General features: G+C 74.1%; 19 protein-coding genes and 1 pseudogene. 3 read left to right on the forward strand and 17 right to left on the reverse strand.

The features are described 5' to 3' along the window. Positions 1 to 263 precede the first annotated feature (263 nt). From aroQ to ACTMSW_RS26960, 3 genes are read right to left on the reverse strand one after another with little or no spacing between them, the layout of a single operon-like run. Positions 264 to 725 (reverse strand): type II 3-dehydroquinate dehydratase, encoded by a 462-nt coding sequence (gene aroQ / locus ACTMSW_RS26950; protein WP_441183488.1) that lies wholly within the window; start codon positions 723 to 725, stop codon positions 264 to 266. After that, a complete protein-coding gene (aroB, locus tag ACTMSW_RS26955; protein WP_441183489.1) occupies positions 722 to 1,798 on the reverse strand; it encodes a 3-dehydroquinate synthase in 1,077 nt (358 codons plus the stop codon). The genes aroQ and aroB overlap by 4 nt, the downstream gene beginning before the upstream one ends. A 60-nt stretch (positions 1,799 to 1,858) precedes the next feature. Continuing rightward, complete coding sequence (locus tag ACTMSW_RS26960) at positions 1,859 to 2,815, reverse strand: helix-turn-helix transcriptional regulator (protein ID WP_441183490.1); 957 nt, start codon at positions 2,813 to 2,815, stop codon at positions 1,859 to 1,861. Positions 2,816 to 2,897: 82 nt separating this feature from the next. Between ACTMSW_RS26960 and ACTMSW_RS26965 the strand changes: the two genes are divergently transcribed. Next, positions 2,898 to 3,626: an alpha/beta fold hydrolase gene (locus ACTMSW_RS26965; RefSeq protein WP_441183491.1), complete on the forward strand. Its 729-nt coding sequence runs from the start codon at positions 2,898 to 2,900 to the stop codon at positions 3,624 to 3,626. A 6-nt stretch (positions 3,627 to 3,632) separates the two neighbouring features. Here ACTMSW_RS26965 and ACTMSW_RS26970 read toward each other — a convergent pair whose 3' ends face one another. Next, positions 3,633 to 4,136, reverse strand: a complete 504-nt coding sequence (locus ACTMSW_RS26970) for a shikimate kinase (protein ID WP_441183492.1) — start codon at positions 4,134 to 4,136, stop codon at positions 3,633 to 3,635. Continuing rightward, positions 4,136 to 5,314 (reverse strand): chorismate synthase, encoded by a 1,179-nt coding sequence (gene aroC, locus ACTMSW_RS26975; protein ID WP_441183493.1) that lies wholly within the window; start codon positions 5,312 to 5,314, stop codon positions 4,136 to 4,138. Before aroC ends, ACTMSW_RS26970 begins: the two co-directional genes overlap by 1 nt. Before the next feature lie 184 nt (positions 5,315 to 5,498). Between aroC and ACTMSW_RS26980 the strand changes: the two genes are divergently transcribed. Next, positions 5,499 to 6,728, forward strand: coding sequence for a cation:proton antiporter domain-containing protein (locus ACTMSW_RS26980; RefSeq protein WP_441183494.1), 1,230 nt, complete (start codon positions 5,499 to 5,501; stop codon positions 6,726 to 6,728). Positions 6,729 to 6,740: 12 nt separating this feature from the next. Here the strand turns inward: ACTMSW_RS26980 and ACTMSW_RS26985 are convergent, their stop codons facing one another. From ACTMSW_RS26985 to ACTMSW_RS27025, 9 genes are all read right to left on the reverse strand, one after another. Beyond that, on the reverse strand, positions 6,741 to 7,559 hold the full coding sequence (locus ACTMSW_RS26985; protein ID WP_441183495.1) for a shikimate dehydrogenase: 819 nt from the start codon (positions 7,557 to 7,559) through the stop codon (positions 6,741 to 6,743). Beyond that, a complete protein-coding gene (gene mltG, locus ACTMSW_RS26990; RefSeq protein ID WP_441183496.1) occupies positions 7,559 to 8,761 on the reverse strand; it encodes an endolytic transglycosylase MltG in 1,203 nt (400 codons plus the stop codon). The genes ACTMSW_RS26985 and mltG overlap by 1 nt, the downstream gene beginning before the upstream one ends. Continuing rightward, a complete protein-coding gene (gene ruvX, locus ACTMSW_RS26995) occupies positions 8,758 to 9,219 on the reverse strand; it encodes a Holliday junction resolvase RuvX (RefSeq protein WP_441183497.1) in 462 nt (153 codons plus the stop codon). Before ruvX ends, mltG begins: the two co-directional genes overlap by 4 nt. A 72-nt stretch (positions 9,220 to 9,291) precedes the next feature. Then, entirely contained in the window at positions 9,292 to 11,970 is a 2,679-nt protein-coding gene (gene alaS, locus ACTMSW_RS27000) for an alanine--tRNA ligase (RefSeq protein WP_441183498.1), read from the reverse strand. Continuing rightward, positions 11,967 to 12,272 carry a hypothetical protein gene (locus ACTMSW_RS27005; RefSeq protein ID WP_396717574.1) on the reverse strand — a complete coding sequence of 102 codons (306 nt, stop codon included), beginning with the start codon at positions 12,270 to 12,272 and terminating at the stop codon, positions 11,967 to 11,969. The genes alaS and ACTMSW_RS27005 overlap by 4 nt, the downstream gene beginning before the upstream one ends. Before the next feature lie 27 nt (positions 12,273 to 12,299). Beyond that, positions 12,300 to 12,761, reverse strand: a complete 462-nt coding sequence (locus tag ACTMSW_RS27010; RefSeq protein WP_441183499.1) for a DUF948 domain-containing protein — start codon at positions 12,759 to 12,761, stop codon at positions 12,300 to 12,302. Positions 12,762 to 12,914: 153 nt separating this feature from the next. Further along, positions 12,915 to 13,619 (reverse strand): hypothetical protein, encoded by a 705-nt coding sequence (locus tag ACTMSW_RS27015; protein ID WP_441183586.1) that lies wholly within the window; start codon positions 13,617 to 13,619, stop codon positions 12,915 to 12,917. Positions 13,620 to 16,843: 3,224 nt separating this feature from the next. Next, the gene (locus tag ACTMSW_RS27020) at positions 16,844 to 18,352 is read right to left on the reverse strand and encodes a replication-associated recombination protein A (RefSeq protein WP_441183500.1); all 1,509 of its coding nucleotides are present in this window, start codon (positions 18,350 to 18,352) and stop codon (positions 16,844 to 16,846) included. Positions 18,353 to 18,427: 75 nt separating this feature from the next. After that, positions 18,428 to 18,640 (reverse strand): hypothetical protein, encoded by a 213-nt coding sequence (locus tag ACTMSW_RS27025; RefSeq protein WP_441183501.1) that lies wholly within the window; start codon positions 18,638 to 18,640, stop codon positions 18,428 to 18,430. A 131-nt stretch (positions 18,641 to 18,771) separates the two neighbouring features. On the opposite strand from ACTMSW_RS27025, the gene ACTMSW_RS27030 reads away from it, so the two are divergent. Beyond that, a complete protein-coding gene (locus ACTMSW_RS27030) occupies positions 18,772 to 19,512 on the forward strand; it encodes a GNAT family N-acetyltransferase (RefSeq protein ID WP_441183502.1) in 741 nt (246 codons plus the stop codon). On the opposite strand, the pseudogene ACTMSW_RS27035 reads toward ACTMSW_RS27030, so the two are convergent. The 3 genes and pseudogenes from ACTMSW_RS27035 to ACTMSW_RS27045 form a co-directional block, all read right to left on the reverse strand. Next, positions 19,405 to 20,745 (reverse strand): annotated as a pseudogene (locus ACTMSW_RS27035) (MFS transporter); the annotation flags it as partial. The gene ACTMSW_RS27030 and the pseudogene ACTMSW_RS27035 overlap by 108 nt on opposite strands. Further along, complete coding sequence (locus ACTMSW_RS27040) at positions 20,742 to 21,335, reverse strand: helix-turn-helix domain-containing protein (RefSeq protein ID WP_441183503.1); 594 nt, start codon at positions 21,333 to 21,335, stop codon at positions 20,742 to 20,744. The pseudogene ACTMSW_RS27035 and the gene ACTMSW_RS27040, both read right to left, overlap by 4 nt. 85 nt (positions 21,336 to 21,420) lie before the next feature. Continuing rightward, on the reverse strand, positions 21,421 to 22,230 hold the full coding sequence (locus ACTMSW_RS27045; protein WP_441183505.1) for an SDR family oxidoreductase: 810 nt from the start codon (positions 22,228 to 22,230) through the stop codon (positions 21,421 to 21,423). Between the last annotated feature and the right edge of the window lie 19 nt (positions 22,231 to 22,249).

Raw genomic sequence — 22,249 nt, forward strand, 5'->3', positions numbered from 1 at the left:
CCCTGCGACCGCCCGCCACTTTGCTCTGCACCCCGATACGCGCCAGGCACCGAGCGTGACGTCCGCCCGGAGACCTACCTCGACATGATCCTCCGTTGCCGCAGCTCAGCGGCTTGGCGCGGATAGGGGTGCAGAGCAAAGGGGGCGAGCGCCCTCCCTGCCGGTCGGCGAGGAAACCACACAGCGTGACCGAAACCGCGCGACCGGAAATCGTGACGCACGGTAACCACGTGACCGTGACCTGCCGGAACGGACCGCCGGGGTCAGGAGGCGCGGGCGGCCAGGTGGTGCAGGGCAAGGCGGTAACCGTCGACGCCCAGTCCGCAGATCACACCGGTGGCCACCGCCGAGACCACCGAGTGGTGCCGGAACTCCTCCCGGGCGTGGATGTTGGAGATGTGCACCTCGACCAGGGGCGCGCGCAGCATCGCGCAGGCGTCCCGGACCGCGATCGAGTAGTGCGACCAGGCCGCCGGGTTGAGCACCACCGCGGCCTCCTCGTCGGCCGCGGCGTGCAACCAGCCGAGCAGTTCGTGCTCGGTGTCGGTCTGCCGCACTGTCACGTCCAGGCCCAGCTCCCGCCCGGTCGCCTCGCAGAGCGCGACCAGGTCGGCGTACGTGGTGGCGCCGTACACCTCGGGCTGCCGGGTGCCCAGCCGGCCGAGGTTGGGACCGTTCAGCACGTACACCCGGCGGGACCGAACCGGCGCGGTGCCGGCGCTCACGCCGCCACCTGCTGGTAGGCGGCGTGGAGCAGCGCGTCGTCGGGACCCTCCAGCATCGCCGGACGGGCCAGCCCGTCGAGCACCACGAAGCGCAGCCGGCTGCCCCGGGCCTTCTTGTCCACCCGCATGGCGGCGAGCAGCTGCGGCCAGGCGTCGGCCAGGTAGCTGGTCGGCAGCCCGAGCGCGGCGACGGTGTCCCGGTGCCGCGCGGCGGTGGCCTCGTCTAGCCGGCCGGCGAGGCGGGCCAGGGCCGCCGCGTACACCAGGCCGACGGCGACCGCGTGCCCGTGCCGCCAGCGGTAGCCCTCCACCTTCTCGATCGCGTGGGCGAGGGTGTGGCCGTAGTTGAGGACCTCCCGGACGCCCGACTCGCGCAGGTCGCCCGAGACGACGTCGGCCTTGACGCGGATCGCCCGCTCGATCAGCTCCCGCGCCACCGGGTCGGTGGGATCGGTGGCGGCCGCCGCGTCCCGCTCGACCAGGTCGAGGATCACCGGGTCGGCGATGAAGCCGCACTTGACCACCTCGGCCAGCCCGGCGGCCAAATCCGCCGGGGGCAGGCTGTCGAGCGTGGCGAGGTCGGCGAGCACGCCGACCGGCGGGTGGAACGCGCCGACGAGGTTCTTGCCGGCCCCCGTGTTGATGCCGGTCTTGCCGCCGACCGCGGCGTCGACCATGCCCAGCAGCGAGGTCGCCACCGGCACCCACCGGACGCCGCGCAGCCAGCAGGCCGCCACGAAGCCGGCCAGGTCGGTGACGGCGCCGCCGCCGACCCCGACCACCGCGTCGGTACGCGTGAAGCCCGCCTCGCCCAGCCGGTCCCAGCAGGCGGCGGCGACGTCGATGTGCTTGCCCGCCTCGGCGTCCGGCACCTCGATCGGCAGCGGGGCGACGCCCGCGGCGCGCAGCCGGTCGCCGAGTGCGTCGGCCAGTGCCTTGAGCGGGGGCGCGTACAGCACCGCGACGCGGTCGGCGCCGGGCAGCAGACCGGGCAGCCGGTCCAGCAGGTCACGTCCCACCAGCACGTCGTACGGCCGTTCGCCGCCGACCGGGATCCGGGTCACGTCGTCCATCGCGGGCAGCCTAGTCCAGCACCGGGGCACGACGGGGGAACCGTCCACGGACAGGGACGGTCAGCGTCGCGCCCAGTCGGCGAGCCGCGCGGCATGGGCGGCCACCTCGTCGCGCAGTGCGTCCGGGGCGACCACCGTGAACGGCCAGCCCAGTCCGGCCAGCAGCGCGGCCATCCCCTCCAGGCGCTCGACGCGGGCACGGAGCAGCACCCCCTCGGCGGTGGCGGTCAGCTCGGCCACGCTGGGCGGGAGCCGTCGCCGGGCGGTGGCCAGGTCCGTCTCCAGCAGCACCTCGACCTCGTGCGCCCACGGCACGGCGGCCAGGGAGCGGCTCACCTGCGCCACCGGGTCGAAGCCGTCGGGCGTCGTGAAGGTCCCCTCCCCCGCCGTCACCGCACCGATCCGGTCCAGCCGGAACGTGCGGACCTCGCCGCTGCGGTGGTCGTGCCCGCTCACGTACCAGCGCCCGGCGTGGAAGACCAGGCCGTACGGGTCCAGCTCCCGCTCGGAGGTGGTGCCGGAGCGGGAGCGGTACGCCATCCGTACGCGCCTCTGCTCACGGGCCGCCGTGGCCAGCACGAGCAGCGTGCCGGTTGCCGGGCGGGCGTCCGGCTCGACCCGGCGCAGGGTGAAGGCGAGGTGCTCGCGGACGGCCGCCAGCCGGTCGGCCAGCGCGGCCGGCAGCACTCGACGGATCTTGGCGGCGGCGGTGGCGGCGGCCGGCTGCTCGGTGCCCAGACCGAGCCGTTCGGCGGCGACCAGTCCGAGCAGGACGGCCACCGCCTCGTCGTCGGTCAGCATCAGCGGAGGCAGCTTGTACCCGGGGAGCAGCCGGTAGCCGCCGTACCGACCCCGGTCGGCGGTGACCGGGATGCCCAGGTCGAGCAGTGTGGCGGCGTAGCGGCGCACGGTGCGCTCGTCGACGCCGAGCCGGCCGGCCAGCTCACCGCCGGTGAGCCGGTGGTGGCCTTGGAGCAGTTCCAGCAGCCCGAGGACCCGCCCGGCGGGATGCGACACAGGACACTCCTTCAAAGCGGGCGGAACCTGTCCGGATTCGATCGTACGGTCGTGGTGACGACGACACGTGAGGGGATCGCAGATGGCGACGTTCGTACTGGTGCCGGGTTTCTGGCTGGGTGGTTGGGCGTGGCGGGAGGTCACCAGGGACCTGCGCGGGCGGGGGCACGAGGTGTACCCGCTGACGCTCACCGGCGTCGCGGAGCGGGACCACCTCGCCGGCCCGGAGGTCGGGCTGGAGACGCACACCCGGGACGTGCTCCGGCTGCTGGAGGTGGAGGACCTGCGCGACGTGCTGCTGGTCGGGCACTCCGGCGGCGGGCTGCCGGTCACCCAGGCGGCGGACCGGGCGCCGGACCGGATCGGCCGGGTGGTCTACGTGGAGAGTGGGCCGATGCCCGACGGCCTGTCGCAGTTCGACAGCATCGAGCCGGAGGAGCAGGAGCGGCTGCGGGAGCGGATCGGCGACGGGCACCTGCTCCCCCCGCCCGAGTGGGATCCGGCGTCGGACCCGCAGAACCTGGCCGGGCTGGACGACGCCACGCTGGCCCTCCTGCGGGCACGCGCCACGCCGCACCCGTTGCGCGCCGCCACCGATCCGGTCCGGCGCACCGGCGGGCGGGCCGTGCCGACCGCCCTGGTCGCCAGCACGTTCCCGCTCGACGTGGTGGAGCAGATGATCGCGCAGGGGCACCCGTTCTTCGCCGGTCTGGCCGGCGGCCAGGTACACGCGCTACCCACCGGGCACTGGCCGATGCTCAGTGAGCCGAAGGCGCTGGCCGACGTGCTCGACCGGATCGCCCGCGGCTGACCGGCGTCACCGCTTCAGCAGAGACGCGATCTCGTCGACGATCGAGTCGAGGTCGCGCCCGTCGGTGACCACGGTCGCGGTGGCCACCTCGGCGTAGAGCGGTCGGCGCTGGTCCATCAGGTGCTTCAGCGTCGCGCGCGGGTTGATCGCCAGCAACGGGCGACCGGCGCCGAGACCGACGCGCTTGACCGCGTCGGGCAGCTCGACGGAGAGGTGCACGACCCGGTGCCCGACCAGCGCGGCGCGGTTCTCCTCGGCGAGGACCGCGCCGCCGCCGAGGGCGAGCACCCCGGAGCAGGAGGCCAGGGCCGCGGCCACCGCGGCCCGCTCCAGCGTACGGAAGTGGGCCTCCCCCTCGTCGATGAAGAGCTCCGGGATCGGCTTGCCGGCCATCCGCTCGATGTCCAGGTCGGTGTCCCGGAACTCGACGCCGAGCACGTCGGCGAGCGCCTTCCCGACCGTGGTCTTGCCGGAACCGGGCGCACCGACCAGGACGCACACCGGCGCCATCAGCGGATCACCAGGGCGTCGAGGTAGCCGGCGAGGTTGCGGCGCATCTCGTCGACCGAGTCACCGCCGAACTTCTCCACCGCGGCCTCGGCGAGTACCAGCGCGACCATCGCCTCGGCGACCACGGCGGCGGCGGGCACCGCACAGACGTCGGAGCGCTGGTTGATGGCGGTGGCCGGCTCCCCGGTGGTCACGTCGACGGTGGCGAGGGCCCGGTTCAGCGAGGAGATCGGCTTCATCGCGGCCTTCACCCGCAGCGGCTCACCGGTGGTGATGCCGCCCTCCAGGCCGCCGGCCCGGTCGGTGATCCGCCGGACGCCGGTGGCGGTGGGCAGGATCTCGTCGTGCGCCTCGGAGCCGCGCGAGCGCGCCTGCTGCCAGCCGTCGCCGATCTCCACGCCCTTGATGGCCTGGATCGACATCAGCGCGGTGGCGAGCCGGGCGTCGAGCTTTCGGTCCCACTGGACGTGGCTGCCCAGGCCCGGCGGCACCCCGTACGCCAGCACCTCGACCACGCCGCCCAGCGTGTCGGCGGCCTTCTTCGCGGCATCGACCTCGGCGACCATCCGCACGCTGGCCTCGGGGTCGAGGCAGCGCAGCGGGTCGGCGTCGATCCGCTCGGCGTCCTCCGGCCGGGGCCGCAGGCCCGGCTTCGCGGCCACCGGTCCCAGCTCGACCACGTGCGAGACGATCTCGATGCCCAACGCCTGCCGCACGAGGGCCTTGGCGACCGTGCCGACGGCGACCCGGGCGGCGGTCTCCCGGGCACTGGCCCGCTCCAGGATCGGGCGGGCGTCGGTGTGGCCGTACTTCTGCATGCCGGCGAGGTCGGCGTGACCGGGCCGGGGACGGGTCAGCGGCGCGTTGCGGGCCTGACCGGCCAGCTCGTCGGGGTCGACCGGGTCGGCGGCCATCACGGTCTGCCACTTGGGCCACTCGGAGTTGCCGACGCGGATGGCGACCGGGCTGCCGATGGTGCGGCCGTGCCGGAGCCCGCCGATGATCTCGATCTCGTCCTGCTCGAAGGCCATCCGGGCACCCCGGCCGTAGCCGAGCCGGCGCCGGGCCAGCTCGCCGGCGATCTCGGTGGTGGTCACCTCGATCCCGGCGGGCACCCCCTCCAGGAGCGCGACGAGGGCGGGGCCGTGCGATTCACCTGCAGTCAACCAGCGCAACACAGCGGTCAGTCTGTCACGGCGGGTGGCCGGGCCGGAGCGGTGCCCGCCCCGTCCCGCCCTGCGGACGCGCTCCTCGCCGGTGCGCCACCAGTTCTTGCGGGAACGCGGGGAACCCGTACGATCATGGCGGCGCGCCGGGAAGTCTGGTCGGCAACTCCTTCGTCGACCCCGTCGGGAGCTTCCGGTGCTGCTCTTCGCGTTCGCGGCCGTGCTGCTGCTGGCCGTCCTGCTCTCCAGCCTGGCCCACCGCACGATCCTGTCCACGGCCGTGGTCTTCCTGGCCGCCGGGGTCCTCCTCGGCGCGGAGACCACCGGGGCCCTGGACATCACCGCGGACAGCCCGATCGTGGCGACGCTCGCGGAACTGGCGCTGTTCACCGTGCTCTTCACCGACGGCATGCGGGTCGGTTTCGCGGACCTCCGCTCGGCCTGGCGGCTGCCCGGCCGGGCCCTCGGCTGGGGCCTGCCGCTGACCCTGCTGATCACCGCGCTGCTGGCGCACTACGTCGCCGGACTCGACTGGCCGGAGTCCCTGCTGCTGGGCGCGGTGCTCGCCCCGACCGATCCGGTCTTCGCCGCCGCGCTGGTCGGCAACGAACGGGTGCCCGGGCGGCTGCGGCACCTGCTCAACGTCGAGTCCGGCATCAACGACGGCCTGGCGTTGCCGTTCGTCATCCTCTTCATCGCGGTGGCGTCCGGCTCCGACGACCTGCACCTGGACGAGCTGGGCACCGAACTGCTGCTCGGAATGGTCATCGGGGTGGCGGTGCCGTGGCTGGCACTGCGGCTGGAGCGCAGCCGGTTCTTCTCCGCCTCCACCCAGTACGAGCCGCTCAACGGGGTGGCGATCGGCCTGCTGGTGCTGGCTCTGGGCCAGGTCACGCACGCCAACCTCTTCCTCGCCGCGTTCGCCGCGGGCATCACCGTGGCGACCTTCGGCAACCGGCAACGGGAGAGCTTCGAGCACTTCGGCGAGCTGGTCGCGGAGCTGTTCAAGCTGGCCGCCCTGCTGGTGTTCGGCGCCCTGATCTCGGTGGAGTTCCTCGGCGAGATCGCCTGGACGGGCTGGGTCTTCGCGGTGCTGGCCATCGTGGTGGCCCGCCCGGTGGCGCTCGCCCTGTCGTTCCTCGGGTCGGGGCTGAGCCGCACCGAGCAGTTCGCCGCGATGTGGTTCGGCCCGAAGGGCTTCGCGTCGGTGGTGTACGGGCTGCTGGTGCTCCAGGCCGGAATCGTCGCCGGTGACGAGATCTTCCACCTGGTGGCGCTGACCATCGTGCTGTCGATCCTCGCCCACTCGTCCACCGACATCGTGATCGCCCGCATCTTCGACCCGGCCACCACGCCGCACTGGTACTCCCGACTCCGTCAGGCGTCGACCGAGCGACGGGAACGCCGCCAGGAACGGCGGGGCTGAGGCCAGGAAGGGTCAGCGGCGGGCTGCCGCCAGAGCCTCGCGCATCGCGTCGACCGGGGCGGCCACACCGGTGAAGTGGACGAACTGCCCGAGTGCCTGGGCGAGGAGCAGGTCGAGACCGGAGACGACCGGGCAGCCGGCTGCCCCGGCGGAGGCGGCCAGCGGCGTCGGCCACGGATCGTAGACGGCGTCGAAGTAGACCGTTCCCGGCCGCCAGTCGACCTCCCCGGCCAGCGGGTCGGCGACACCCTTCGGAACGGTGGAGACCACCACGTCGGTCCGCATCCGGTCCGCCGCAGCCGACCAGTCGGCGCCGGTCAGCGTGATTCCCAGCGCCTCCGCCACGGCCGCCAGGTCGTCGACCGCCGCCGCCCGCCGGGCGACCGCGACGACGGAGGTGCAGCCGAGCCGGGCCGCCGCCGCGACCGCAGCCCGAGCGGTACCGCCGGCGCCGAGCACGGTCACCGTCGCACCGGGGCGTACGCCCGCGCCGGTCAGCACGTCGACCATGCCGGCGACGTCGGTGTTGTCCGCGTACCAGGAGCCGTCCGGCCGGCGTACCAGCGTGTTGGCCGCGCCGACGGCGGCGGCGACCGGCGAGGCCTCCGCGGCCACCGCGAGCGCCGCCTCCTTGCAGGGCATGGTCACCGACAGCCCGGCCCACTCCGGGCCCAGGCCCGCGACCAGGTCCGGCAGCTCCGATGCCGCGCACTCGATCCGGGTGTACGACCAGCCGGTGAGCCCCGCCGCCGCGTAGCCGGCGTTGTGGATCACCGGGGAGAGGGAGTGCGCGATGGGCTTCCCGAGCACCGCCGCCCTGTGCGCCGCCATCAGATGATCCCGGCCTCCCGGGCCTTGTCCTCGTTGCGCTTGTGCTGCTCGTAGGTCTCCGCGAACTCGGAGTGGCCCTCCTTGTCGATCGCCACGAAGAACAGCCAGTTGCCCTTCGGGGGCGCCATAGCACCGGCCAGCGCGTCCTTGCCCGGGTTGTTGATCGGCGTGGGGACCAACCCCTGCAGCTTCCGGTTGTACGGGTTCCTGGGGTTGTTCAGGTCGGACTCGGTCATCTCCTTGGAGCTCTTGGTCTTCTGACCGGTCAGCTCCAGGTAGTAGTTGACGGTGACGTCCATCTCCAGACAGCCGCAGTCGAAGTTGCCCTTGTAGACGCGGTTGTAGGCGACCCGGGCGACCTTGCCGAGGTCGTCCTTGTTACCCGCCTCCGCCTGGGCGAGCGACGCCACGATCAGCGCCTCGTACGGGCTGACGCCCCCCAGGTCCTTCTGCACCTTGTCGGCGAACTGCATCTCGCTGGTGACGGTGAGGAAGTTCTCCACCATCTGCTTGAGGATCGTCTCGGCGGTCGCCTTCGGCGGAATCTCGTACGTGTCCGGGTAGAGGAAGCCCTCGATCGACGGCTTGACCGTCTTGCCGTCCTCACGCTTGAACCACCAGTTCGGCACGCCCAGCGCCAGCGGGTTCTTGGCCGCGGCCTCGAAGTCCTTGGCCGGGATCTTGGTCTTCTCGCTGAGCACCTTGTAGATGTTCTTCGCGGTGCGCCCCTCGGGGATGGTCACCCCGTTGACGATCTTGTTCTTCGGGTCCAGCATCGCGGTGATGGCGTTCGCGGCGCTCATCTGCTTGCGCAGCTTGTACGTGCCGGCCTGGATGTTCTTGCTGAGCGAATTCTCCTCGGCGGCCTCGATGAACGCCTTGGTGCTTTTCACCACGCCGGCCTCGTAGAGGGTGAGGCCCATGTCGGCGAGCAGCGTGCCGGCCTTGATCTCGACCTGCACCTCCTCGGTGCCGGCGCCGTCGTAGTCCGGGGTCACGAAGTAGCTCTGCACCCGGTCGAAGCCGTAGAAGGCTCCGCCCCCGATGCCGCCCAGCAGGACGAAGGCGAGCAGGAGAGCCAGGACGGTCTTGCCCCGCCCGCCACCGGAACCACCGTTGCGCTTACGCGCGTAACCGCGCCGGTGCCGGCCCTTCTCCCCCCGATCCTGCTCGTCGAACCCCAGGTCGAGATCGTCGATCATCGCGTCCGCCTCCGCTGCGCGTCCAGCCAGCTCTGCAGAATCTCCACCGCGGCGGCCTGGTCGACCACCGCCCGTTGTCGTCGTCCTCGGACGCCGCGCTCGGCAAGCCTACGAGAAGCCACGACCGTGGACATCCTCTCGTCGGTGAGCGTTACCGGAACGGGCGCTATTACATCGGCCAGTTGGTCAGCGTACGCCTGCACGTGGACCGCCGCCGGACCGTGCTTGCCGGCGAGGTTGACCGGAAGGCCGACGACGACCTCGACCGCCTCGTGCTCCGCCACGAGGGCCGCGAGCTGGGCGAGGTCGCTCGGCACCGTGTCCGGCGCCGCCGTCAGGTCCCGGGCAAGGGTGACCAGCGGGGTGGCGAGCACCCCGTGCGGATCGGACCGGGACACCCCGACCCGCACCTGACCGACGTCGACACCGAGGCGGACGCCACGCGGCAACTCAGTCACCCAACGTCACTCTCCTCGGATGACGAACCAGGGCGGACCGTGCGGTCCGCCCTGGTCGCGTCGAGTCGTCCATCACGCCTCGGCGATCGCCTTCTCGACCGTCAGCAGGAGCGTGGGCGCTTCCGCCGCCGGCAGGCCGCCGCCCTGGGCGAGGTCGGGACTGCCGCCACCGCGTCCGGAGAAGGCGGCCTTCACCAGGTCCGACGCGGCCAGGCCGCGGGCACGGGCCGCCGGGTTGACGGCCACCACCAGCGACGCCTTGCCGTTGGCCCGCGCCGCCACCGCGACCACCGCCGGCCGGGCCGGGTCGATCCGTCCACGGATCTCCTGGGCCAGGGTCCGCACGTCGTTGCCGGCCGCACCCTCCGGCGCCTCGGTGCCGACGTACGCGACCCCGTGCACGTCCTTCGCCTGCGCGGCGAGGGCCGACGCGCCGCCGAGGACGAGCTGGGCGCGCAGCTTCTCCAGTTCCTTCTCCGCGTCCCGCAGCTGCGTCACGGTCTGCTCGACCCGGTCGGCGACCTGCTCGCTGGGCACCCGGTACAGCTCGGCGAGCCGGGAGACCAGAAGGTGCTCGCGGGCCAGGAAGTTGAACGCGTCCATGCCGACCAGCGCCTCGACCCGGCGGACGCCGGAGCCGATCGACGACTCGGAGAGGATCTTGACGAGGCCGAGCTGGCCGGAGCGCGCCACGTGGGTGCCGCCGCACAGTTCCCGCGCGTAGTCGCCGACCTCGACGACCCGCACCTCCTCGCCGTACTTCTCGCCGAAGAGCGCCATCGCGCCGATCCGCCGCGCCTCCTCCAGCGAGGTGATGAAGGCGTGCACCTCGAGGTCCGCCAGGAGCACCTCGTTCACCTGCTGCTCGACGTCGCGCAGCACGCTCGGCGCCACCCCGGTGGGGGTGTTGAAGTCGAACCGCAGGCGGCCGGGCGCGTTCAGCGAACCGGCCTGGGTGGCGGACTCACCGAGGAAGTTGCGCATCGTCTGGTGCACCAGGTGCGTCGCCGTGTGCGACCGGGAGATCGCCCGCCGGCGACTCGTGTCGATCTCGGCGTACCCGGTCTCACCGGCGCGCACCTCGCCCCGCACCACCCGGGCCCGGTGCACGATCAGCCCCGGAACCGGCTGCTGCACGTCGAGCACCTCGACCTGGCCGCCGCCCACGGTGATCATGCCCTGGTCGGGCTGCTGCCCACCGCCCTCGGCGTAGAACGGGGTGGCGTCGAGCACCAGCTCGATCGTGTCGCCCTCGACCGCTGCCCGGCGCGGGCCGTCGACGCCGAGCACCGCCCGGACGGTCGACTCCCGCGACACCTCGCCGTAGCCGGTGAAGGTGACCGGGCCACCGGCGTCCAGCACCGACCGGTACGCCGACAGGTCGGTGTGCCCGGTCTTGCGCGCGTGCGCGTCGGCCTTCGCCCGCGACCGCTGGTCGGCCATCAGCCGCCGGAAGCCCTCCGCGTCGACCGACAGGCCCTGCTCGGCCGCGATCTCCAGGGTCAGGTCGATCGGGAAGCCGTACGTGTCGTGCAGCTGGAACGCCTTCTCCCCGGACAGCGCCCTCCCCCCGGCCGTGCGGGTCTCGGTGATCGCGGTGTCCAGGATCGTGGTGCCCGCCCGCAGGGTGGAGAGGAAGGCCTCCTCCTCCGCGTACGCGTAGTCGGCGATCCGGTCGAAGTCGGTGGCCAGCTCCGGGTACGACGGGGCCATGCAGTCCCGGGCCACCGGCAGCAGCTCGGGCAGCGCCCGGTCCTGCCAACCGAGCAGCCGCACGGAACGGATCGCCCGGCGCATGATCCGGCGCAGCACGTAGCCGCGACCCTCGTTGCTCGGGGTCACGCCGTCGCCGATGAGCATCAGGGCGGTACGGACGTGGTCGGCGACCACCCGCAGGCGCACGTCGTCCGGGTGCGATTCGCTGGCCACGTGGCCGGAGTTCGCGCCGTAACGCTTGCCCGTCAGCTCCGCCGCCCTGTCGAGGATCGGCCGGACCTCGTCGATCTCGTACAGGTTGTCGACACCCTGGAGGATCGACGCCATGCGCTCCAGGCCCATGCCGGTGTCGATGTTCTTCGCCGGCAGGTCCCCCAGGATCGGGTACTCCTCCTTGCCGGTGCCCGGGCCGCGTTCGAACTGCATGAAGACGAGGTTCCAGAACTCCATGTAGCGGTCCTCGTCGACCGCCGGGCCGCCCTCGCGGCCGTACTCCGGACCCCGGTCGTAGAACAGCTCGGAGCAGGGGCCGCACGGGCCGGGAATGCCCATCGACCAGAAGTTGTCCGCCTTGCCCCGGCGGACGATCCGTTCGGCCGGCACGCCGACCGACCGCCAGATCTCGAACGCCTCGTCGTCGTCGAGGTAGACCGTGGGCCAGATCCGCTCCGGGTCCAGGCCGAAGCCGCCCTGCTCCTGCGACCTGGTCACCAGGTCCCAGGCGAGCGGGATCGCCCCGTCCTTGAAGTAGTCACCGAAGGAGAAGTTGCCGTTCATCTGGAAGAACGTGCCGTGCCGGCTGGTCTTGCCGACCTCGTCGATGTCCGGGGTGCGGATGCACTTCTGCACACTGACGGCCCGGCGGTACGGCGGCGTCTGCTGCCCCAGGAAGTAGGGGACGAACTGCACCATGCCGGCGTTGACGAACAGCAGGTTCGGGTCGCTGATGGCGGGCAGCGGAGCGGACGGCACCACGGCGTGGCCGTTCGCCTCGAAGTGCGCGAGGTACCGCCGCTTGATCTCCGCCGTCTTCATCGCTGGTGTTCCTCCGGAAAGATTTCTCGATCGCCGATCCGCGGGTCCTCCCGCAGCTCGGCGAACTGGTCGTCGAACGCCTCGCCCCGGGCGAACGCCGCGTGGATCTCCTGCTCGCGTTCGGCCATCCCGATCCGGACGTCCTCCACGAAGCTACGCAGCTCCTCCACCAGCCCGCCAGCGGATTGCGACAGGGTGCTGGCGATGCCGGCCGGGGTGTACGACTGCGCGGTGCGGGTCGCCTTGCGCACCACCACCACGCCGACCGCCAGACCGATGCCCAGCCAGAACAGTCGCCTCATGCTCGTACCTCCTGCTCGCCGGCGGGGTCAGCGGTTGCCGCGCCGGGCGGCCCGACGCTGCTGCTTGATCGTGTCGCGCACCTCGCGCTCGGTCTCCGCGTGCCGGCGGGACGCCGCGGCCCGGCGGACGCCGTAGCCGAAGGCCGCCACCTTCACCAGCGGGTTCGCGGCGGCGGCCGACACGACGGTGGCCAGGTTCGCGACGTTGGCGGTGACGTTCTGCGCGTGGCTGGTCATGGTGTCGACCTTGGCCAGCTGGAGGTTCACGCCGTCCAGCGACGTCTGCACCTGCTCCAGCGCGACGTTGACGTTCTTGACCGTGGTGTTGACGTCGCCGAGCAGCGGGGCGCTGCGGTCGTTGAGGTCGTTGATCATCCGGGTGGCGGCGTCCACGGTGTGCCGCAGCCGCAGGATGGGCAGCGTCAGGATCAACACCAGCATCGCGAACGCGATCGCCGCGATCAGGGCCGCGACCTCTCCAAACTCCACGCCTGTCCTCCTCAAACAGAGTTACGCGGCAACCGGCGTCCCCGGTTCACGCGATCGTCTCGTCCACTGATACCGCTCGGCGACCCGTGCCGGGTCAGCGGGAGCAGGCGGGCCTGCCAGCCCCAGACCCTACCGTCCGTGAGCGAAACCGGCTCAGGACGGTGAGGGTGTCAGCTCGCCGAGCGGATCCTCACTGAGCGTCGGGTATGGATCCTCGCCGGTGAGTGACGGGTCGGTGCTCGGTTGTGGCCGGGTCCGCTCGTCGTCGATCGCGTTGCGTACCTTCACCGACACCAACGAGCCGGCGCACTCCTGCGCTGCGGCCGACGGGGCGGGTGCTGGCACGGCCGCCGGTTCACCCTCGACCGGAGGCGGGACGCACGTCGGCTCGCGTACCCAGAGGTCGAGGGTCAGCTCGTCCCGCCGCCAGCAGGTGTAGGTGCCCTTCTCCTCCTTCTCGGGGCACCGGGCCACCTGCCACCGCTGCCAGCCGTCCCGGGCCAGCGCCGCCTCGTACGCCTGCGCCGTCTCCTCCGGCGGGCGCTCCGACGTGACCGTGCGCTCCCGCAGCCGGCAGTCCAGCAGGCACCACCGGCTGCCGCTGACGTCGTCGACCGTCCGGACCGTTGCCCAGCTCGGCACGTCCAGGTCGTCGAGGGAGTCGAAGACGGGGTCCCGGCTGAGCGTACGCAGACCGAAGAAGAGCGGGATCGCGCCCAGCAGCACCACGCTGACCAGGACGAGCACCCCCAGCCGCAGTCGATTCTTCTCCCGCGTCTGCCGGCGCAGCTCCGACCGGGCGCCGCCCTCGGCCGGCGGGTCGTCGTCAGCACCGCCCGGGCCGGCGGCCCTTCGCAGGGCCGGCCCGTCCGCGGGATCCGGAGCGGACCGGACCGGGCCGGTGGAATGCGGCACGACGGCGGCACGCGCCACCGCCGGTTCGGCGGGACGGCCCGGCGGGGGCGGGACCGGGGAGACGCCGGACGGCTCCGGACGGCCCGGGTCGCGGTGCGGTGGGGCAGCGCGTCCCGCCGACCGGTCGTCGGCGCGCGGGCCCGGCGCGGGTACGCGGGCCACGCCCGGCTGGCCCGGCGGCACCGGGGGGAGACCGCCGCCGGAGGTCGCCTCGGAGCGGCCGGCCTCGTCCGCCGGCGGGCGCGCCGGGCCGGGACCCGGGTGCGGGCCGCGGTGGCGCGGATCGACCGGCCGCGCCGTACCGGCGGGCGGTCCGGCCGGTGCGCCGTCGGGACGGAGGGCTCCGGGCGGCACGGCGGCGCCACGGATCGGGCCGGTGCCGGGCCGCGCGGCGCCCCGCGCCGGCCCCTCGGGCGGGCCGTCGGGTCGGGCGCGGCCGGCCGACCGCGCGTCGGGAGCCGGGCCACCGGCACCCACCGGCGGAACCGGTCGGCCCGCACCGGGCGGAGCCGCGGGTCCGGGCGGGGGCCCGTCGGTGGGCCGGGGCGGTTCGGCGCCGGGACGGGGACGGTCGGTGGACGGTCGACCTCCGCCGGCACCCGTTCCGGGGCGTGGCGGGCGTCCACCGGGACCGGCGGTCGGCCGGCGCGCGGCGGCGGGAGCGTCCGGGTCACCCGGCGCCCGATCGGGCGCCGACGGTGGGCCGCTCGTCGGGGTGGACGCCGCCCGTCGGGTCACCGTGGGCAGCTTGGGATCGGTGTGGGTGCCCCGGCCGGCCTGGCGGAGCCAGTCGGCGGGCCGTTCCGGCCGGTCGCGCCGGGGCGTGCCGGCAGCGCCGGACGGCGCCGGGGGGCGCGGTGCAGCGGAGTCCCCGCCGTCGGCGGCCGCACGTCGGCCCCGGCCGGTGCCGTCCCCGTCGTCGGGCAGGGCACGTCGACCGCGCGCCGGAACGTCCGCGTCGCCGGGCTCGGGACGGGCGCGCCGGCCCCGCCGGCCGCTGTCGGTGTCGTCGGGAAGGGCACGCCGTCCGCGTGTGCCCGGGTCCGTCTGGTCCGGGGCGGCCCGCCGGCCGCCTGTGGGGGCATCGTCGTCCGGGGCGGCACGGCGACCCCGGACCGGCCCACCGCCGTCGGTGCGGGGCTCCGCGCCGGGCAGCGGGGGCGCGTTGCCGCTGCGGGGCACCACGGGCTGTTCCGTCTCCGGCACCCGGCGCCGACCGGCGCCGGGAACCGTCTCCACACCGGACATCCCGGGGACGGCCGGCGCAGCGCCGCCGCCCGGCACGTCGCCGCCGCGCGGCACCGGCGGGGCGTTGCGGCCGCGCGGTCCGGCCGGCGCGTTGCCGCCGCCGGGTGTGGGCGGCTCGCCTCCGGTCGCCCCGCGACGCCGACCGGCGACGGCGTCCGGGTAGGCGCCGGGGCCGGCGGGACCATCGAGCCTGCGGCCACGGCCGGTCGTGTCGTCGACGCCGGCCGGCGGACCGGGACGGTTCCCCGGGGCACGCCGACCGTCAGCCGCGCCGTGCGGAGGTGGCACGTCGGTGGGTACGCCGGGGCCGGGGCGCGGCCCGGCCGGGGCGTTGCCGGTCGGCTGGGCTCCCGGCGGAGGCACGCGAACCCGTCCCGCGGAACTCCTCAGGTCACCCGAGCGGTTCAGGTCCGGCCCGTCAACCGACCCCCGGACCCGCTCCGCCGAACCCCGCAGGTCACGCGACCGGTTCACATCCGGCCCGTCAACCGGCCCCCGGACCCTTTCCGCGGAACCCCGCAGGTCACGCGACCGGTTCACATCCGGCCCGTCAACCGACCCCCGGACCCGCTCCGCAGAACCCCGCACATCACCCGAGCGATTCAGATCCGGCCCGTCAACCGACCCCCGGACCCGCTCCGCAGAACCCCGCAGGTCACGCGACCGGTTCACATCCGGCCCGTCAACCGACCCCCGGACCCGCTCCGCCGAACCCCGCAGGTCACGCGACCGGTTCACATCCGGCCCGTCAACCGACCCACGAGCCCGCTCCGCAGAACCCCGCAGGTCACGCGACCGGTTCAGGTCCGGCCCGTCCTCCCGACCGACCGACCCCCGGACCCGTTCCGCGGAACCCCGCACGTCACCCGAGCGATTCAGATCCGGCCCGTCAACAGACCCACGGACCCGCTCCGCAGAACCCCGCACATCACCCGAGCGATTCAGATCCGGCCCGTCAACCGACCCCCGGACCCGCTCCGCAGAACCCCGCAGGTCACGCGACCGGTTCACATCCGGCCCGTCAACCGACCCCCGGACCCGCTCCGCCGAACCCCGCAGGTCACGCGAGCGATTCAGATCTGGCCCGTCAACCGACCCCCGGACCCGCTCCGCAGAACCCCGCACATCACCCGAGCGATTCAGATCCGGCCCGTCAACCGACCCACGAGCCCGCTCCGCAGAACCCCGCACATCACCCGAGCGATTCAGATCCGGCCCGTCAACCGACCCACGAGCCCGCTCCGCAGAACCCCGCAGGTCACGCGACCGGTTCAGATCCGGCCCGTCCTCCCGGCTCGCCGTGCGCGCGTCCCGGAGCCCCTGCAGTGGCCCGGGGGGCGGACCCGACGGTGCGCCGCGCGGAGGTCCGGCGGGCGGATCCGCCGGATGACCGGGCTGCGACCGGCCGGCCGGCGGCATCTGCGGTGCCGGCGGGCCGGGCACGGGTCCCGGTCGGCGGTCCGGGCCGTCCGGGGGGCCCTGCGGCCAGCCGCCGCCGGGAGCCGCTGGGCCGGCCGGGCCGGGGCGCTGGGCGGGTGGGCGGGCGTCGACGCGGCCCGCCGGGCCGGACGGCTCCGGGGAACCGGGCCAGGGCCCGTCGACCGGGCGCGGGCGCGGCGGCTCCGCCTCGCCCCGCCGTACGGGTGGTGTCGCGGCGGGACCGGGACCTCGCCGGCCGGGCGCGTCCGGGCCGGGCCGCTCTGCCGCGGGACGACCGCCGGGCGCCGGTACGCCACCGGGCCCCAGCTCGCCCCGGTCCTGCTTGGCCGTCCGCAGCTCGTCGATCCAGCCGAACTCCTCGCCGCTGACCGCCTCCTCCGGCTCGGGCTCGGCCTTGCCCCGCCCCCACCGGCGGCCCTTGGGGCGGGAGTCACGCCGCTCCTCGGGACCGTCCTCGGGTCGCTCCCCACCACGTGGTTTCACTGCTGACCCTCCCCGGCGGCGTCGTTGCCGCTCTCGTGCGCCCCGTTGTCGCCCGTACCCCCCGGGCGGTCGCCGTCGTCGGCGCTCCCGGTCCCGGCGGCCGGCGCCGAGGGGCGCGGAGCCGGGGTGGGAAGCCCACGCACGATACGGCGCAGCAGCGGCAGCCGGGTGGCGACCGAGCGTTCGGCGCCGTGCTGACTGGGCCGGTAGTAATCGGTCCCGACGAGATCGTCGGGCACGTACTGCTGGGTCACCACGCCCCGCTGGTCGTCGTGCGGATAGCGGTACCCGGTGCCGTGACCGAGCCCCTTGGCGCCGGCGTAGTGCGCGTCGCGCAACCCGCGCGGCACGGAGCCGCCCCGGCCGGCCCGGACGTCGGCGATGGCCGCGCCGATGGCCGTGGTGGCCGAGTTGGACTTCGGCGCGGTCGCCAGGTGGATGACCGCCTGGGCGAGGTTGAGCTGGGCCTCGGGCAGCCCGACGTACTCGACGGCGTGGGCGGCGGCGGTGGCCACGCCGAGCGCGGCCGGGTCGGCCATGCCGACGTCCTCGCTGGCGAAGATGACCAGGCGTCGGGCGATGAACCGGGCGTCCTCACCGGCCACCAGCATCCGGGCCAGCCAGTGCAGGGCGGCGTCCACGTCCGAGCCGCGCATGCTCTTGATGAACGCGCTGGTCACGTCGTAGTGGGCGTCGCCGTCGCGGTCGTACCGGACCGCCGCGGTGTCGACCGCCTGCTCCGCGGTGGCGAGGTCGATCCGGCCCGCGCCGAGGGCGGTCGCCGAGGCCGCGGCCGCCTCCAGCGCGGTGAGCGCCTTGCGGACGTCGCCGGCCGCGAGGCGGACGAGGTGGTCCTCCGCCTCCGGTTCGAGGGTGAGGACGCCGGCCAGGCCGCGCCGGTCGGCGACCGCGCGCCGCAGCAGGCCGCGCACCGCCTCGTCGTCCAGCGGCTGGAGGGTGAGCAGCACGCACCGCGAGAGCAGCGGCGAGATGACCGAGAAGTACGGGTTCTCGGTGGTCGCCGCGAGCAGCGTGACCGTACGGTCCTCGACGGCGGCGAGCAGCGAGTCCTGCTGGGTCTTGCTGAACCGGTGCACCTCGTCGATGAAGAGCACGGTCTGCGGGCCGCCCGAGCGGCGCTGGCGGCGGGCGGTCTCGATGACCGCGCGGACGTCCTTGACCCCGGCGGAGAGCGCGGACATGGCGACGAACCGGCGGTCGGTGGCGCGGGCCACCAGGTGCGCGATCGTGGTCTTGCCGCTGCCGGGCGGCCCCCAGAGGATGACCGACATCGGTGCGGCGGCGGAGACGAGTTGCCGCAGGGGTGCGCCCGGCGCGAGGAGATGATCCTGACCGACCAGCTCGTCGAGGCTCGCGGGGCGCATCCGGACCGGCAGAGGTGAGTCCTCGCGGACCGGGGTGAAGCCGTCCACACCGGCGGGGCCCGTGGGCGCGGCGGGCGCACCGGCGGGTTCACCGAGGGTGAAGAGGGCGTCGGACTCCATCACGGGAACAGTACCGGGCCCGGCCGATGGCGCCGAACCAGCGCCACCGACCGGGCCGTCGATGATCGGATCCGGTCAGCCCCGGCCCGGGCGCCGACCGCGGTACCAGCGACCGCCACCGCCGCCGCGCGGGCCGCTGCCGACGCCGGCGAGGTAGAGGGAGAGCAGCAGCAGGCCGATGAGCATCAGGGTGAACCGCTCGAACAGGTCCGGAGCACCGAAGTTCGTGTTGAGCAGGTCGATGAGCAGGGCGAAAGCGAAGACGATTGCCGCGAGAATGGCGAGCATGTCGTTCCTCCGGTGGGGGTTCCCAGTAGGTCGGCCCGGGATGTACCCAATCGGTCCGCGCGCCAATCTCCACCGTGGATGAGGTGCCTCCGGCCCGATGCCCGACGCCACCGGCGTTCTAGGCTGAGGGCATGATCATCGCGGCTGACGCCCTGGAGGGGCGGGACGCCATCCTGGCGGCGACCGGTCACCACCCGTACGCGCGGTTCGCCCTCTGGCACGACGACCAGCCACGCGGCTGGCGCCGGGGCGACGCGGTCGGATGGCTGCTGCCGGACGGGCAGGGCCCGGCGGGTGCCGTGATCGGCGCGCCGGAGCCGGCGGTCGATCTCGTCGCCGACCTCGTCGCCGACGGCGCACTCGGCCCGGACCGGTGGCTGCACCTGCCCCACCTGGACCCGGCGCTGCTGGCCGGTCGGATCGCGGTGGACCTGCACCACGAGTGGGACTTCCTCTGGGCCACCGCTGCGCCGCCCCACCAGCCGGAGGAGGAGCGGGTGGTCCGCCTCACCGACGCGGACCACCCGGCGCTGACCGCGCTGATCGACTCCTCGTTCCCGAGCACGACGTCACGTCCCGACGACCCGCGGATCGTCGACTGGTACGGCATCCGCGACGGCGACCGGCTCGTGGCCTGCGGCGCCGACCGCAGCCGGGGCGACATCGGCTTCGTCGCCGGGCTGACCGTCGCGCCGGACCGCCGGGGCCGTGGCCTGGGGGCCGCCCTGACCGCGGGCATGACGCGCGCCCTGTCCGCCCGGCACGACACGGTCGCGCTCGGCGTCTACACCGACAACGTGGACGCGATCCGTCTCTACCGCCGCCTCGGCTACACCGGCACCCTCGGCCGCACCTCGGTGCACCTGACGTGACCGGCGGGCGGCCCGCCAGGAGGGCAGGTAGCCCAGGGCGGCGAGCGCCAGGGCGGCCGCGCCGGCCAGCATCGCGGTGCTCACGCTCGCCCGGTCGGCCACCGCGCCGAGCACCACGCCACCGGCCGCGGCGGAGGGCATGGCCACCATCGAGGTGAGCGACAGGACGCTGGTGCGGTGCGGACCGTCGACCTGCCGGTGCACCAGCCCCTGGTAAACCGGGTTCGCCGCGCCGTGCATGGCGTAGCAGAGGAAGTAGGCGACCAGCACGCCGACCGGACCGGCGAGCAGGGCCATGCCGACCACGGTGACGCCCTGCACGACGTGCAGCAGCACGGCACTGGCGGGCGCGCCGAGCCGGCGGGTCAGCAGCGGGACGAGCGCCGCGGCACCGGCCGAGGCGAGCCAGGCGACCGTGCTGGCCGGCCCGAGCAGCGCCGCCGCCCGGTCGGGGTCGCCGACGACCTCGGCGAGGCGGACCGGCAACAGGCTCTCGAAGGAGATCATGCCGAAGCCCCAGAACAGCTCGACCGTCACCAGTGCGGCCAGCACCCGCGAGCGGCGGAGCAGCCCGAACGCCTGACCCACCATCCGGGGCACCTCGGCCACCGAGGAGCGCAGCGCGCCGCTCCCGGCGGCGGGACGGGTCTCGACCAGCAGCGTCAGTAGCGCCACCAGGGACACCAGCTGAAGTGCGACCGCCACGAGGACCGGCGTGGTCAGGGCGCTGACCGGCCCGATCGGCCCGAGCGCGACCAGGCCGCCGCTGAGCAGGGCGCCCGCGGCGATGCACAGGCCGAGGACCGTCCCGCCCCGGGCGAGCCCCTTCTCGTACGCGGCGTCGGGGTCGGCGGCGAGGGTGGTGTCGACGTACCAGGCTTCGAGGGGGCCGCTGTCCAACGCCCGGTAGACGCCCTGCAACGCCCAGACGGCGATCAGCAGCGCGAAGGTGTCCGCCACCACCAGCAGGCCGGTGGAGGCGAGGTTGACCACGGCGGCGACCACCAGCACGGGCCGCCGGCCGAGGGCGTCGGCGAGGCCGCCGGTGGGCAGCTCCAGGGCGAGGACCAGCAGGCCCTGGGCGGCGAAGGCCAGGCCGATCTGGGTCAGCGACAGGCCGCGCTCCTGCATGAGCAGGATGGTCACCGGGATGACCAGCCCGACCGGCAGCCAGCGCAGGCCGTGCAGGACGAGGTAGCGCCGCCGGACCTGGTGGACGGTCAGGGTGCTCATCGGTCCTCCACGCGGGGGAACGCGGACAGGAAGACGTGCACGGCGCGCGCGTCCGGGCCGGGGGGCAGCGACTCGTCGCGGTAGCGCATCAGCACCGCCCACAGTTCGTCGTTGAGCGCCCGCAGGCGGGCCGGGTCGAGGGCCAGGACCAGGTCGCCCATGCCGGCGGCGTCCCGCCACGCGCGGTCGTGGTCGGCGGCGACGGATCGCCACCGCTGCGCCGCCTCGACGAGGTGCCGCACCTGGTCGGCCATGATCCACTCCACGGCGGCCCGGGCGTCCGGGTCGTCGTCGAAGTCGGTGGGCTCGAAGTTGCTGATGTCGTGGACGGCCCGCCACCAGCGCTGCCGGCCGGTGCCGAGCTCCGGGTCCTCGGCCACCAGGCCGACCTCGGCGAGCTGGCGGAGGTGGTAGCTGGTCGCGCCGGTGTTGGTGTGCAGCTTCTCGGCCAGGGCGGTGGCGGTGGCCGGGCCGTCCAGCCGCAGGGAGCCGAGCAGGCGCATCCGCAGAGGGTGCGCCAGGACACGCACCTGCCGACCGTCGAGGTGGACCTCCCGAGCCTCGGACGGTGGTGACGAGGGATTCTCCATGGACGCACACTATCTCTGCACACTTTCTGTGCACAATAGTTGTGCACAGAAAGTGTGCTTGCTTCTTGACGATCCGGCGGCGGGATCAGGCCAGGATTTCGACCACACCGCGCAGGCGGGTCCGCAGCAGCCCGGTGGCGCGGGTGGAGTCGAGGCGTACCTCGGTGGGACGGTGCAGACCCGACGCCGCACTGGTGGTGGTCTTCAGGCCGGCCGGGTCGAGGCCCTCCCGGCGCGCCACCAGCAGGCCCAGCTCGGCGCGGCTCACCGCGTCCGGCCCGGCCACGTTGAGCGGGCCGGCGTGGTCACCGTCGACGAGTTCGAGGACGGCGGCGGCCAGGTCGGTCACGTCGATGGGGCAGCGGAACTCGTCGCTGAACAGGGCGGCCCGGCCGGCGAGGGCGTCCCGGCAGAGCTGGATCTGCTTGCTGCCCTCACCGACGATCAGCGAGGTACGCACCAGCGCCGCGCCCGGGTCGACCGCCCGTACCGCGGTCTCCGCCGCCGCCTTCGCCGCGCCGTACGGGAAGATCGGCGTGGGCGGGTCGTCGTCGGAGTACGGCGTCGGGCGACCGGCGTGCAGCGCGTCGCTGGACAGGTGCACCAGGCGTGCCCCCACCTCGGCGGCCGCGTACGCGACGTGGGCCGCCCCGTCGGCGGTGACGGCCCAGTCGTCGTACCGGTAGGGGGTGGCGACGACGGCGTCGGGGCGTACCTCGGCCAGGAGCGCGCGCACGGCGGCCCGATCGGTCACGTCGAGCCGACGCACGACGACGCCCGCCACCCCCACGGACCCGCCGTGACAGGTTCCGACCACCGCGCGCCCGCCGGCAACCGCCTGCCGACACACCTCCCCACCAAGAAACCCACTGGCTCCCACCACGAGCAGCGTCATCCCCACCCCTCCCCCTTGT

It is taken from the genome of Micromonospora sp. BQ11 (assembly GCF_052068135.1).
Taxonomy (GTDB): Bacteria; Actinomycetota; Actinomycetes; order Mycobacteriales; family Micromonosporaceae; genus Micromonospora.